This is a genomic window from Agromyces sp. NPDC055661 (assembly GCF_053618135.1).
On record NZ_JBSHHC010000001.1, the window covers coordinates 2759614 to 2773263 of the forward strand.

Below are 13650 nucleotides of genomic sequence, written 5' to 3' on the forward strand. Positions count from 1 at the left end.
CGACCCGCGCGGTGAGGTTTCCCGCGGCGGGGAACGCCGTCGGAGAGACATTCTGATGTCCGTCACCGAATCCGCGCGCGTGCGCGCACCCCGACTGCCCTGGCCCGGCCTCCTGCTGCTGGCCGCGGGCGTCTTCCTGTCCATCACCATCGAGATGCTGCCCACGGGCCTGCTGCCCGAGATGAGCGAGGGCCTCGGCGTCGCCGAGCCGTTCATCGGGCTGCTCGTCTCGGTCTTCGCCTTCACCGTCGTCGTCACGTCGACGCCGCTCACGGCGCTCACCAGCCGGATGCCGCGACACGGCCTGCTCGTCATCGTGCTCGCCGTGCTCGGGCTCACCACGCTCGCGTCCGCGTTCGTGCCCGAGTACTGGATGCTCGCCTCCGTGCGGGTGGTCGGCGGCGTTGCGCACGGCCTGTTCTGGGCCATCGTCGCCGCGTACGCCTCGCGGCTCGTGCCCGAGGACCAGATCGGTCGCGCGATCTCGGTCACCCTCGGCGGCGGCACGCTCGCGCTCGTCGCCGGGGTGCCCGCCACCACCGTGCTCGGGCAGGTCATCGGCTGGCGCCCCGTCTTCGCGATCGTCGCCGGCCTGACGCTCGTCGGCGCGCTCGCCGTGTGGCGGTTCCTGCCGCCGGTGGCCGTCGAGGCCGGTGCGACCGCCGCGCGCTTCCGCCGCGGTGACGCCGCCCTCGGCCCGGTGCTGCTCGTCTGCGCCGTGACAGGCGCGACCATGCTCGGCCAGTACGCGGTGTTCACCTACGTCGCCCCGCTCATCACCGACGTCGTCGGCCTCGAGCCCGGCGCCGTCGGCCCGCTCCTCTTCGTCTACGGCGTGACCGGCGCCATCGGACTCGTCATCGCGGGCTCACCGCTCGCCCGGCGCCCGACGGCGGCGATCGTGATCGCCATGGTCGTCGCCGCGGCGGCGCTCGTCGTGCTCGGGCTCGCGCCCGGCGTCGTGGCGTCGCTCGTCGCGTTCGCGGTGTGGGGCCTCGCGTTCGGCGCGATCCCCCCGCTGCTGCAGACGCGCCTGCTGCAGGCCACGCCGGCGCGCCAGCGGGATGCCGCGAGCGCCCTGTACACCACGGCGTTCAATGTCGGCATCGGCGGCGGCGCGCTCGTCGGCGCCGTGCTCTTCGAGCGGATCGGCGTGCAGGGCCTGCCGCTGCTCTACGCGGTGGTGCTGGTGCTCGTCGCGGTCGTGCTCGTCGGCACGTCGACCCGCCACGCCCGACGCATGCGTCAGCCGCGCTCGAACGTCGCCGTGGAGACCGGACCCGTGCGAGCGTCGACCGCGTAGCGCACCTCGACCAGGCTCTCGGGCGTGATCCAGCCGAAGCCGATGTAGCGGGCCGACCCGTTGCGGTCGAGCGTCACGGTGGCGGCCGGCGCGCCGTCGATGAACAGCTGCACGTCGGCGGATGCCGCGCCGCCGAACGTCAGGTGCCACACGATCGGGCCGCTCGGCCGCACGGTGAGCGACGGGGTCGACAGGTCGACCACGACCGGGTCGCTCGCGGTGGACGCGTTGCCCGCGACGTCCACCTGGGCGGCCGTGAGGCGGGTGCTGCCCGCAGGGAGTCCGTCGGCGACGAGGCTCCACGCGCCCGCCGCGTCGGCGGTCGTGGACCAGGTGCGTCCGTCGCCCGAGGTCACGGCGATCGTCGCGCCCGCCTCGGCGCTGCCCGTGAGCAGCGGATCGACGAGGCCGCCCGCGGTGTCGGCGGTGAACGCCGGCGGGAGGGCGACCGCGTCGACCGGCTCGGGCTCGGGCTCGGGGGTCGGGGTGGGGGTGGGGTCGGGTGTCGGCGCGGGCGTCGGGTCGGGCCCGGGAGCGGGCGTCGGGCCGGGTGCCGGTGGTGACTTCTGCGACGCCGGGGGCGCGGCATCCGTGCCCTCGTCGTCGGCGTCGTCGGCCGCGGGGGCGTCGGGAACAGGTGGCGGCGCCGGGAGTGGCGTGGGCAGCACCGGCACGCCCGGACCGGGCAGGTCGATCGCCGGGGCGTCGACATCGGGATCGGCCTGCGCGACGACCGCCGTGGGCGCCTGCTCGGCGTTCGCGAGCGTCGGGATCACGATGACCGCAGTGACGGCCGCCGCCGCGAGGGCGACCGCGCCGATCCCGGCACCGATCGCGACGCCGTTGGCGCCGGTCGCGCCCGCCGCACCCGCCGTGGTCGCGCCGGCAGCGCCCGCGGAGCCGCCGCCGGCCGAACCGGCGGACGCACCCGCTCCCGCTCCTGCACCGGCACCGGCACCGGCCGATCCCGCCCCGGACCCGGCGGCGACGTGCCCCGCGAGCACGGGCGGCAGTCCCGCGGCGCCCATCGCGACGTGCGCGACCGGCGCGCCCTGCGAGAGCCACGCCGAGTACGCGGTGGCCCCGCCGACGCCGGCCGCGAGCGGCAGCAGCACGAGCGCGAGCCGCGAGCCGACCTCGCGGGCCTCGGCGGCGACGATGGTGCACCGGGCGCAGGCGTCGAGGTGCGTCTCGAGTCGCGCCGTGTCGCGCGTGCGGAGGCGTCCGCGCGTGTAGCTCCCGAGGCGGTCGATCGTCCAGCGGCACTCGGGCTCCTCGGCGTTGCGCAGGTGCGCCTGGATCCACGCCTGCCGCAGCCCCTCGCGAGCGCGGTAGGCGAGCGCGGCCGTGGCGTTCGCGCTCATGCCGACAAGTGGGGCGACCTGCGCGGGCTGCATGCCCTCGACCTCGGTGTACCAGAGCACCTCCTGCCAGCGCGTGGGCAGCGAGCGGAACGCCTGCGCGGTCGTCGACCGGTCGAGCGCGTCGAGGGTCGCCGACTCGCTCGTCGCCGGGTCCTCGAAGGACTCGAGCGTCTCGAGGGCCGTCTCGTGGCGTGCGCGTCCCCAGCTCGCGGCCGTGTTGCGCACCGTCGTGAAGAGGTACGGGCGGAACGCACCGGTCGGGCCGCGCCCGGCGAGGATCGCGTCGTAGATCCGCGTGAACGACTCGGCCACGAGGTCGTCGGGGTCGAGCGAGCTGAACGAGCGGGCCACGGTGCGCGCGGACGGCGCGTGGCGCTGCCAGAGCTCGCCGTAGGCGGCACGGTCTCCGCGGCGCGTGCGCTCGATGAGCGCGCCGTCGGACAGGTCGGTGCGCAGGGGTGGCACGTCGCCTCCATGGGTGGGGGGAATGGGCGTCATGGAAGAGACGTGGAGCAGGGGCGATCATGACGCGCCGCGCGGGGATTCGACCAATTCCAGCAGATTTTCCGCGAACGCGCGTCATGGATGCACGGGGTCCCCGTCTCTCAGGGTGAAAGGCCCGTGCACGGGCCGGATCGAACCGCCGCCTCCGCGACCCGTACGCGAGGCGGGGCCGGCGCAGCCGGCGTGAGGCGCCGCGTCGGGGGGTCGAGGCGGCGCCTCGGACGGGCGGAGGTCCGGAGGCGATGGGGAACACGCCTCCGGACCCCGCCATGACCGAGCCCGTCCGTCAGGCCGTGACGGCCGAGGATGCGTCAGGCCAGCCGCGCCCCCGCGCCCCAGACCGCCTCGATCTCGAGGTCGTCGGTGAGCAGCACCGCGTCGGCCGCGAAGCCGGTGTCGAGGCATCCGAGATCGCCCGACCGCCCGATCGCCGCAGCGGGCGCGACGGTGAGCGCTCCGACGGCCTCGTGCAGCGGGATGCCGCTGTCGATGACGGCGCGGCGCAGGGCGACGTCCTGCGTGAGGGTCGAGCCCGCGATCGAGCCGCCCTCGACGAGTCGCGCGACGCCGCCGTCGACGACGACCTCGAGCGAGCCGAGGAGGTATCGTCCGTCGCCCGCGCCCGCCGCGGCCATGGCGTCGGTGATCAGCGCGACGCGTCCGGGTGCGCCTGAGAACGCGAGGCGCACGACGTCGGGGTGCACGTGCACGCCGTCGTTGATGACCTCGAGCGTCACGTGGTCGGCGTGCATGGCGGCCACGACCGGACCCGGCGCCCGGTGGTGGATGCCGCGCATGCCGTTGAAGGCGTGGGTGAGGATCGACGCGCCCGCCTCGAACGCCGCGAGCGCCGTGTCGAAGTCGGCGCCCGTGTGCCCGACGGCAACGGCGACGCCCGCGTCGACGAACCGGGCGATGGCCTCGGGCGCGCCGTCGTGCTCGGGCGCGACGGTGACCTGGCGCAGCACGCCCTCCGACGCGGCGAGCAGGCGCTCGACCGAGGCGGCGTCGGCGGTGCGCAGCAGCGCGGGGTCGTGCGCGCCCCGGAACTCGCGGTCGAGGAACGGGCCCTCGAGGTGCGCGCCGAGCACGCGCGGGTCGGATGCCGCGACGCGGGCGATCGTCTCGAGATGCCCTTCGAGCACCTCGACGGGCGCCGTCACGAGCGACAGGATGCTCCGGGTCGTGCCGTGCGCCGTGTGGACGGCGAGCGCGCGCTCGATCGCGGCCTCGCCCTCCTCGACGGAGGCGCCGCCGGCCCCGTGGCAGTGCAGGTCGATGAAGCCGGGCACGAGCGTGCGGCCCGCGGCATCCGTCACCGTCGTGTCGGCGTCGAGCGCGGTGCGCCAGTCGTCGCCGATGCCGCGCCCGGCCACCCGATCGCCCTCGAATCGGACCCACGCGTCGGCCACCGTGTCGCGGCCGCTCACGAGGCGGGCGGAGTGGATGACCGTCGAGGGGGTGCTCACCTACGCAACGATAACGTCGTAGCCGCTGTCGGCGAGGCGCTGGCGCTGCTCGAGGGTGGCCGAGGCATCCGTGATGACCGTGGGGAACAGCCGCCGGTGGCCGATCGCCGCGAAGGCGCGCTTGTCGATCTTCGACGCGTCGGCGACGAGCACGGGGTGGGCCGCCCGCGACGCCATGAGCGCGTTCACCGCGGCCTCGCGCTCGTCGTGCGACGTCGGGCCGACCATCGCATCGAGGCCGTTCACGCCGATGAACGCGAGGTCGAGCGTGATGCTGCCGAGCACGGCGTCGGCGTAGGCGCCCACGAGCTCGTACGAGCGCGCGTGCACGACGCCGCCCGTGACCACGGTCCGGATCTGCGGCCGCATGGCGAGCTGCATCGCGATGTTGATGGCGTTCGTGACGACGGTGAGGCTCGGCTCGTGCGAGGGCTCCATGATGTCGGCGCGCGACATGAGCGCGTCGGCGATGGCCGTCGCCGTCGTGCCGCCGCACAGGCCGATGACGGCGCCCCGCGGCACGAGCGCGCTCGCCGCGCGGGCGATCGCCGCCTTCGCCTCGGGGTTCTGCTGGTTCTTGTAGCGGATGGGCAGGTCGTAGGCGACCGAGTGCGCCACCGCGCCGCCGCGCGTGCGCGTGAGCAGCTGCTGCTCGGCGAGGGCGTCGAGGTCGCGACGCGCCGTGGCCGGCGAGACGTCGAGTCGCTCGACGATCTGGTCGACGTCGACCTGGCCGCCCTCGGCGAGCAGGTCGAGCACGGCGCTGAGCCGTTCGGCGCGGTTCATGCGGGCTCCTTCTCGGTGGCGTGCTCGGTCGATGCGAACAGGACGAGGAGACGGGCGGCCTCGTCGCGCACCGTCGCGCGACCCGCTGCGACGTACCTGCGCGAGTCTACGGCCGTCGGATGCGCCGTCAGGTAGGACCGCACCGCGCCCGTGAACCCCGCGTTGAGGTGCGTCGAGACGTTGACCTTCACGAGCCCCGAGCGGATGCCGCGCACGATCGTCTCGTCGGGCACGCCCGAGGAGCCGTGCAGCACGAGCGGCACCGGCACGGCGTCCGCGAGCCGTGCGACGAGGTCGAGGTCGATGGCGGCGACCCGCTCCGTCATGGCGTGCGACGAGCCGACGGCGACCGCGAGCGCGCCGACGCCGGTCTCGGCGACGAACCGGGCGGCCTCCTCGGGGTCGGTGCGCACGCCGGGCGCGTGGGCGCCGTCCTTGCCGCCGATCTCGCCGAGCTCGGCCTCGACGAGGACGCCCGCGGCATCCGCCCGCTCGACGACCCGTCGCGTCGTGGCGACGTTGTCGGCGAAGTCGAGCTTCGCGCCGTCGTACATGACCGAGCCGAAGCCTCGGTCGATCGCGCGCAGGGCGAGCTCGGGCTCCTCGGCGTGGTCGAGGTGCACGGCGATGCGGGCCGATGACGCCTCGGCGATCGCGAGCGTCGCGAGGGCGATCGGGTCGAGCGCGCCGTGGTACCGCACGCAGTTCTCGGAGATCTGCAGGATCACGGGCCGGCCCGCATCCTCGGCGGCGCCCGCGAGGGCCTCGGCCGTCTCGAGGTGCACGACATTGAACGCGCCGATGCCGCGGCCTGCGGCGCGCGCCTCGTCGAGCAGCGTGCGGGTGGGCGTCAGCGTCATTCGGCGTCCTCGTCCTCGTCTTCGTCGATCGTCGTGATGTCGACCTCGTCCGCGAGCGCGGCGTGGTCGGGCGACAGCTCGCCCGCGAGCGGCATGAGCACGGCGCTCGCCGACCACGCCGTGGCGCGCCGGGCGAGCCGGGCCCTGGCATCGGTCGCGGCATCCGTGTCGGACCACAGGTCGTCGCCGTCGGCGAGCGAGACGGCGATCGCGGCGACCACCGCGTCGCCCGCGCCCGTCGCGTTGCCGTGCAGCACCCGCGGGAGTCGCCCGCGCACCGGCGCCCCGTCGTGGCCGACGACGAGCAGCCCGTCGGCGCCGAGCGACACCACCACGACTCGCGCGCCGCCCGCGAGCAGGGTCCGGGCGCCGTCGAGCGGATCGTCGAGGCCCGTCGCGGCCGCGAGCTCCTCGCGGTTCGGCTTCAGTGCGGTCGCGCCGGCGGATGCTGCGGCGAGGATGCCGGGGCCGCTCGTGTCCACGACCACGGGCACGCCGGCGTCCACGAGCCGCTCGACGAGGGCGCCGAGCTTGCTGCGGCCGAACCCGGGCGGCAGGCTGCCGCTGATCGCCACGGCGGACGCCTCGCCGCCGAGCTCGGCGGCGGCGTCGGCCAGGGCCCGCGCCTCGGCCGACGCGAGGGAGGCGCCGAACTCGTTGAGGATCGAGGTGTCGCCCGCGCGCTCGTCGACGATGGCGACGGTACGGCGGGTGGCCGCCCGCGTCGGCACGAGCCGGTGCGGCACGCCGGATGCCTCGAGGTCGGCGCGCAGTTCGTCGCCGGTCGCGCCGCCCGCCGTCGCGACGGCCAGCACGTCGTGGCCCGTCGCGTGCAGCACCCGAGCGACGTTCAGGCCCTTGCCGCCCGCGCGAGACGCACCCGTGGGCACGCGGTGGGTGGCGCCGGGCTGCAGCGCATCGACGTGCCAGGTGAGGTCGACGGCCGGATTCGGCGTGACGGTGAGGATCATGCGCGGACGCTCTCGCGGGCGATGATCGCGGCGCCGAGGAGGCCGGCATCGCCACCGAGCTGGGCGGGCACCAGCCGCGGGCGGCGGTGGAAGCTGAGCCGGGCGTCGACGCGCTCGGCGAGCGGAACGAAGAGGGCGTCGCCCGCGCGGGAGAGTCCGCCGCCGATCACGATCGCCTCAGGCGCGACGGTCGCGGCCAACTGCGCCACGGAGAAGGCGAGCGCGTCGAGCGCCGCCTCCCACACCGCTCGGGCATCGTCGTCGCCGGTCTCGGCGCGGGCGAGCACCGCGCGGGCGCCCTCGACGGTCTCGCCGGTGCGCTCGGCGTAGCGGCGCACGATCGCCCCCGCCGAGCCGATGGCCTCGAGGCATCCGCGCGCACCGCACGGGCACAGCGGCTCGTCGGCGACGGGGGAGTGCCCGATCTCGCCGGCGTAGCCGCCGCCGAGGTGCGGGCGGCCGTCGAGGATGATGGAGCCGGCGATCCCCGTGCCGATGACGAGGACCACGACGTCGTCGAACGCGCGGGCGGCGCCGAGCCGGTGCTCGGCCCAGCTCGCCGCGGTCACGTCGTGGTGGAAGGCGATCGGGAGCCGCGTGGCGCGCTCGGCGAGGTCGCGGATCGGGGCGTCGCGCCAGCCGAGGTTGCTCGCGTACACGCCGACGCCGCGCTCGGCGTCGACGATGCCCGGCACGAGGAGTCCGGCCGCGACGGGGCGCACGTCGGGGTGGGCGTCGCGGAGGTCGGCCGCGAGCTCCGCGACCCGCCCGACGACGGCCTCGGCCGTGCGCGCGCCGTCGAGCGGCGTGGGCGTTCGGCGCAGGTCGAGCACGCGTCCGTCGGCGTCGACGAGCGCCGACTTGGTGTCGGTGCCGCCGACGTCGAACGCCAGCACGGCCTCGCCGGGCCCGAGGGGCGCCGGTGCGGCATCCGTCGTCGTCGTCACGCCCGTCAGCCCTCGAGGATGACCGAGCGCGTGAGGTTGCGCGGCGAGTCGGGGTCGAGGCCGCGGTCGAGCGCGCGCGCGAGGGCGACGCGCTGCGCCCGGACGAGCTCGGCCATCGGGTCGAGCGAGCCGGCCTCGAAGCGGGCGCCCGTCGCCGCGACGTCGTCGGCGAGGCCGGCGGGCGGCTCGCCGAAGTGCCAGGTCACGCGGCCCGGCGCCGCGATCGAGATCGGGCCGTGGCGGTACTCCATCGCGGGGTAGGACTCGGTCCAGGACTGCGAGGCCTCTCGCATCTTGAGCGCGGCCTCGTGCGCCAGCCCGACGGTCCAGCCGCGGCCGAGGAAGGCGTACTGCTCGGCGGCCACGAGCTCGGGGTCGAGGGCCTCGTCGACTGCGCGGCGGGCGTCGGCGACGGCGTCCTCGAGGTCCTCGCCGAGCGAGGCGCGGAAGAGGGCGAGCGCGGTCGTCGCGAACCGCGTCTGCACCACGGACTGCTCGTCGGCGAACGGCAGGGTCACGGCCTCGTCGACGAGGCCGACGAGCGGCGAGGTCGGGTCGCCGATGACGCCGATGGTGGGCACGCGGCCGCGCAGCCGCTCGACGAGCTCGAGCACCTCGGTCGTCGTGCCCGACCGCGTGAGCGCGACGACCGCGTCGTAGCCGCGGTCGACGAAGGCCTCGGATGCCGCGAATGCGTCGGTCTCGCCGCGCCCGCCGGTCTCGCGCAGCCACGCGTACGACTGGGCGATGAACCAGGAGGTGCCGCAGCCGACGACGGCGATGCGGGCGCCGCGGACGGGGAGGAGGGACTGCTCGTCGCGCAGCGTCGCCGCACGCGCCCAGGTGTCGGGCTGCGAGGCGAGCTCGGCGGCCATGTGCGCCCCGGGCGCGCCCGCGCCGGCGGCGTGGTCGACGTGGTCGGCGGGCGGTGCGGCGTCGATGCCGTGGGTCATCGTGGTTCCTCCGGAGGGGCGTGAGTCGAGCGAGCAGATCAATGATTGCAAATGAGCGATGCGGCTGTCCAGTGATCATCTGGGTGAGCGAGAGGACGACCGTCTCCGGTTCGAGTCGCGGCGGCATCCGCTTGGTAACGATCATGTGGCCGGTACTTGACGGATCGACCATCGCTCCGCCATCATCGTGACCACGAAGTGACTGGAACTGATCGTTGCCTGCTGTTTCGCGTCAGTTTCATGCACACGGCGGAGAGAACTCCGCCACCCACCGCACCGGCGCGGCCATCGCGGCGCCTGTGATCACACCATGCACAGTGAGGAAGCACGAATGAAGAAGTCGCAACGCCTCGGCGCCGCGATCGCGCTCGCGGCCGCCGCATCGCTCACGCTCGCGTCATGCGGGTTCGGCGGCGGCGGTTCCGGCGGCGAATCCGAGGGCGGCACCACGCTGGACCTGCTGGTCCCGAGCTACTCCGATGCCACGCAGGGTCTCTGGGAGGACGTGATCGACGGGTTCGAGAAGGAGAATCCCGACATCACGGTCAACCTCGAGGTGCAGTCGTGGGACAACCTCGAGAGCGTGATCACCACGAAGATCCAGGGCGGTGAGGCTCCCGACATCTACAACGGTGGTCCGTTCGCGGGCTTCGCGGCCGATGGGCTGCTGTACCCGGCCGAGGAGGTCGTCTCCTCCGACACGTACAAGGACTTCCAGGAGTCGTTCCTCGCGAACGCCGAGGTCGATGGCACCGCGTACGCGCTGCCGCTGATCGCGTCGGCGCGTGCGCTGTTCGTGAACAACGCCCTGCTCGAGCAGGCCGGTGTCGCAGCGCCGCCTACGACGTGGGATGAGCTGCTCGACGCGGCGACGAAGATCTCCGCGCTCGGCGGCGGCATCGCCGGCTACGGCATGCCGCTGGGCTCGGAGGAGGCGCAGGCCGAGGCGGCCGTGTGGCTCTGGGGCGGCGGCGGCACGTTCGGCGACGCCGAGGCGATCACGGTCGACGACCCGGCGAACCTCCCGGGCGCGGACCAGATCAAGAAGATGATCGACGCGGGCGCGACCCAGGCCGACCCCGGCTCGACCGACCGGTCGCCGCTGATGGACATCTTCATCCAGGGCAAGATCGGCATGCAGGTCGGCCTCCCGCCGACCGTGGGCCAGATCGCGGACAACAACCCCGACCTGGACTACTCGATCGTCCCGATCCCCACGAAGGACGGCAGCCCGTTCACGCTCGGCGTGATGGACCAGCTCATGGCGTTCCAGAACGACGGCGACAAGCAGGACGCGATCACGAAGTTCTTCGACTACTACTACTCGTCGGACGTGTACGTGCCGTGGGTGCAGGCCGAGGGCTTCCTGCCGGTCACGAAGTCGGGTGCTGAGGCGCTCGGCGGCGAGGAGTCGCTCGCACCGTTCCTCGAGGTCCTGCCCGACGCGCAGTTCTACCCGTCCACGAACCCGAAGTGGTCGGCGACGGATGCCGCGTTCAAGGCGCTGTTCGGCCAGATCCAGACCAAGCCGGCACAGGACGTGCTGACCGAGATCCAGGCCCAGGTCGACGCCGGCTGACGCCGCGGCATCCGTTTCGAATCGCACCACCGGAGGGAATCGGTGACCATCGCACCATGAGCACCTCGACCGATACGTCATCGACCCCCGCGGGGGCGGCCACCGGCCGCCCCCGCACCGGCGGGGGCAAGGTCGACGGGCCGGCCCCGCGCAAGCCCGGCGGCCGCGACCTGCTCGCCTCGCTGCCCTGGATCGGCCCCGCGCTGATCCTGATCCTCGGCGTCGTGCTGTTCCCGGCCGTCGTCATGTTCTACAACTCCACCCGGGACATCTCGATCTCGGGCCTGGACAAGGGATCGGTCGGCTTCGACAACTACGTCGAGGTGTTCTCGTTCCCGTACTTCTGGCCGATCTTCGGGCGCACCATCGTGTGGGTCGTCGTGGTCGTCGCCGCGACCGTGCTCATCTCGCTCGGGCTCGCGCAGATCCTCGACAAGGCGTTCCCGGGCCGGCGGATCGTGCGGCTCGCGGTGATCATCCCGTGGGCGGCGTCCGTGGTCATGACCACCCTGGTGGTGTACTACGGGCTCGAGCCGTACTTCGGCATCATCAACAAGTTCCTCGTCGACGTCGGCCTGATCGACACCCCCGAGGGCTACGGGTGGACCCGCAACCCCACCACCGCGTTCGCCTGGTCGATCGTCGTGGCGGTGTTCGTGTCCCTGCCGTTCACGACGTACACGATCCTCGCGGGCCTGGCGACGGTGCCCGGCGACGTGGTCGAGGCCGCGAAGATGGACGGCGCCGGACCCGTGCGCACCTACTTCAGCGTGGTCCTCCCGCAGCTGCGCGGCGCCCTCTCGGTGGCGGTGCTGATCAACATCATCAACGTGTTCAACTCGCTGCCGATCCTGAAGGTGATGACCGGATCCATCCCCGGCTACGACGCCGACACGATCATGACGCTGATCTTCAAGTACATCCAGAACCAGCACAAGGTCGACGTCGCCAGCGCCCTGTCCGTCGTCGCCTTCCTCATCGTCATCGTGATCGTCGCGGTGTACGTGAGGGTCGTCAAGCCCACCCGAGAGGTCTGACCCGTGGCCGTCACCGCACCCGCGTTCGAGACGATCGACGCCCCCGCCCCGGTCAACCGGCGACGCCGATACACCGAGGACCAGGTCTCGATCTGGCGCGTCCTGCTGCGCATGTTCGCCGGCGCGATCGTGCTCGTCGTGTTCATCCTCCCGTACACGATCATGTTCTTCGGCTCGGTCAAGACGAAGTCCCAGATCCGCTCGGTCGACCCCACCTACTTCCCCACGGAGTGGCACTGGGAGAACTACATCACGATGTGGTCCACCCCCGAGACGCCGCTGCCGCAGAACCTGACCTCGACCATCGTCATCGCGGTGTTCGCGACCCTGCTCGTGCTCGGCGTCGCCCTGCCCGCCGCGTACTACACCGCACGGTTCCGGTTCCCCGGACGGTTCGTGTTCCTGTTCCTCGTCATCGTCACCCAGATGCTCCAACCCGCCGTGCTCACCTCGGGCCTGTTCCGCCAGTTCGTCACCCTCGGCCTGATCGACACCTGGGCCGCGATGATCTTCATCAACGCCGCGTTCAACCTCTCCTTCGCGGTCTGGATCATGCACTCGTTCTTCGCCGGCGTCCCCAAGGAGATCGACGAAGCCGCGCAGATCGACGGCGCCGGACGCCTCACCGTCCTGTTCCGCATCCAACTCCCACTCGTCTGGCCCGGCATCGTCACCGCGATCGTGTTCACCTTCGTCGCCTGCTGGAACGAGTTCGCCGCCTCCCTCGTGATCCTCTCCACCGCCGGCAACCAGCCCCTCTCCGTCGCCCTCACCAAGTTCGTCGGCCAATACGAGACCTCATGGCACTACGTGTTCGGCGTCTCCATCGTCGCGATCATCCCCGTCGTCATCCTCTTCATGCTCATCGAGAAGCGCCTCGTCGGCGGCCTCACCGCCGGCAGCGTGAAGTAGCGCGGCGGCGCGCGCCCGCGCCGGCCCTGCGTCGTGGCAGGAGATTCGCACGGCAGGAGGAGGTTCTCGCATCGCAGATCCTCCCGCCGTGCGAACCTCCTCCTGGGGCCATCGCCGCAAGCGGGGCGCGTCACGAAGCGAGATGCACGCGCTGTGCGATCGCCGTCCGGATCTCCAGTTCGACCGTCGGCCAGTCGAACATGACTTGGGCGTAGTCGTAGCGGAGGACGGTGTATCCGGCCAGCACCAGTCGGCGATCATGCGCGATATCCGCACGTCGTTGATGCGCTTCTCGGTGATGCTCGAAGCCGTCGATCTGGTAGACCAATCGATCCCCGATCAACCCGTCCACGCGATGGCCGAGAATCGTCACCTGCTGGCGAACGGGTATCCCGATCCGCCGCAGGCGCACCGCCGGGATCGTCTCGATCCCGCTGTCCGACAGTTCCGAGCACACGTCGAGCAGCGACCTCGCTCGAGGTCCTCGCAGCGAAAGGCGTCGAAGCACCTCCAGTCCGATCCGTTGTGTCCTGATCGCGGACTCCCAGACGACGAGGCCGCGTTCCAGCGGCTGGCAACCCGCCACCTGCGCGAGGACGTTCGGCAGCGGTTCGACGAGTTCCCATCGGTGAGTGGCGATCGGACCGCTGTTCCAGTGCCGCACTGTGTTCGTGGCATCCGTGTGCCCGGAGTGCGGTCGCACGGCGATATGCAGGCGTGGATCGTCGAACGTCCAGAGTCCGAGGTGCCGCGCCGCGCTCACGCACCCCAAGCGCCCACCGGCTGCGGCAGCCGCGACGATGGCAGGCGGTGCGTCAGGATCGACCAGCCAGGACCTCCTGATCCGTTGCACCGCACCTGACGCGACCGCCCGATCGACGACGTGTCGCGAGAATCCCGCCGAGGTCGCCGCGCCCTGATGGGCCGCTCCGCCTGCGTTCCGCAGCCACGTTTCGAACGTCATT

At 72.8% G+C, this 13650-nt stretch carries 12 protein-coding genes; 4 read left to right on the top strand and 8 right to left on the bottom strand.

The genetic code is table 11. From position 1 onward, the window contains the following. The first annotated feature begins 55 nt into the window (after nucleotides 1-55). Entirely contained in the window at nucleotides 56-1303 is a 1248-nt protein-coding gene (locus ACWGO8_RS12760; RefSeq protein WP_452043380.1) for an MFS transporter, read from the top strand. On the opposite strand, the gene ACWGO8_RS12765 is transcribed toward ACWGO8_RS12760, so the two are convergent. The 7 genes from ACWGO8_RS12765 to ACWGO8_RS12795 form a co-directional block, all read right to left on the bottom strand. Beyond that, entirely contained in the window at nucleotides 1246-3132 is a 1887-nt protein-coding gene (locus ACWGO8_RS12765; RefSeq protein WP_452043381.1) for a sigma-70 family RNA polymerase sigma factor, read from the bottom strand. The genes ACWGO8_RS12760 and ACWGO8_RS12765 overlap by 58 nt on opposite strands. A gap of 350 nt (nucleotides 3133-3482) precedes the next feature. Next, a complete protein-coding gene (locus tag ACWGO8_RS12770) occupies nucleotides 3483-4640 on the bottom strand; it encodes an N-acetylglucosamine-6-phosphate deacetylase (RefSeq protein WP_452043382.1) in 1158 nt (385 codons plus the stop codon). Beyond that, nucleotides 4641-5426 (bottom strand): DeoR/GlpR family DNA-binding transcription regulator, encoded by a 786-nt coding sequence (locus tag ACWGO8_RS12775; protein ID WP_452043383.1) that lies wholly within the window; start codon nucleotides 5424-5426, stop codon nucleotides 4641-4643. Beyond that, nucleotides 5423-6286 carry a class II fructose-bisphosphate aldolase gene (locus ACWGO8_RS12780; RefSeq protein ID WP_452043384.1) on the bottom strand — a complete coding sequence of 288 codons (864 nt, stop codon included), beginning with the start codon at nucleotides 6284-6286 and terminating at the stop codon, nucleotides 5423-5425. The genes ACWGO8_RS12775 and ACWGO8_RS12780 overlap by 4 nt, the downstream gene beginning before the upstream one ends. Continuing rightward, complete coding sequence (locus tag ACWGO8_RS12785) at nucleotides 6283-7257, bottom strand: 1-phosphofructokinase family hexose kinase (RefSeq protein ID WP_452043385.1); 975 nt, start codon at nucleotides 7255-7257, stop codon at nucleotides 6283-6285. Before ACWGO8_RS12785 ends, ACWGO8_RS12780 begins: the two co-directional genes overlap by 4 nt. Next, entirely contained in the window at nucleotides 7254-8204 is a 951-nt protein-coding gene (locus ACWGO8_RS12790) for an ROK family protein (RefSeq protein WP_452043386.1), read from the bottom strand. The genes ACWGO8_RS12785 and ACWGO8_RS12790 overlap by 4 nt, the downstream gene beginning before the upstream one ends. Before the next feature lie 5 nt (nucleotides 8205-8209). Further along, entirely contained in the window at nucleotides 8210-9079 is an 870-nt protein-coding gene (locus ACWGO8_RS12795) for an SIS domain-containing protein (RefSeq protein WP_452043563.1), read from the bottom strand. A gap of 409 nt (nucleotides 9080-9488) precedes the next feature. Between ACWGO8_RS12795 and ACWGO8_RS12800 the strand changes: the two genes are divergently transcribed. The 3 genes from ACWGO8_RS12800 to ACWGO8_RS12810 are packed head-to-tail and all read left to right on the top strand — an operon-like array spanning nucleotide 9489 to nucleotide 12685. Continuing rightward, the gene (locus ACWGO8_RS12800) at nucleotides 9489-10736 is read left to right on the top strand and encodes an extracellular solute-binding protein (protein WP_452043387.1); all 1248 of its coding nucleotides are present in this window, start codon (nucleotides 9489-9491) and stop codon (nucleotides 10734-10736) included. 56 nt (nucleotides 10737-10792) lie between these two features. Continuing rightward, nucleotides 10793-11773 (top strand): carbohydrate ABC transporter permease, encoded by a 981-nt coding sequence (locus ACWGO8_RS12805; protein ID WP_452043388.1) that lies wholly within the window; start codon nucleotides 10793-10795, stop codon nucleotides 11771-11773. 3 nt (nucleotides 11774-11776) lie between these two features. Further along, nucleotides 11777-12685: a carbohydrate ABC transporter permease gene (locus tag ACWGO8_RS12810; protein ID WP_452043389.1), complete on the top strand. Its 909-nt coding sequence runs from the start codon at nucleotides 11777-11779 to the stop codon at nucleotides 12683-12685. Nucleotides 12686-12815: 130 nt separating this feature from the next. On the opposite strand, the gene ACWGO8_RS12815 is transcribed toward ACWGO8_RS12810, so the two are convergent. Then, nucleotides 12816-13649 (bottom strand): endonuclease domain-containing protein, encoded by an 834-nt coding sequence (locus ACWGO8_RS12815; protein WP_452043390.1) that lies wholly within the window; start codon nucleotides 13647-13649, stop codon nucleotides 12816-12818. Between the last annotated feature and the right edge of the window lies 1 nt (nucleotide 13650).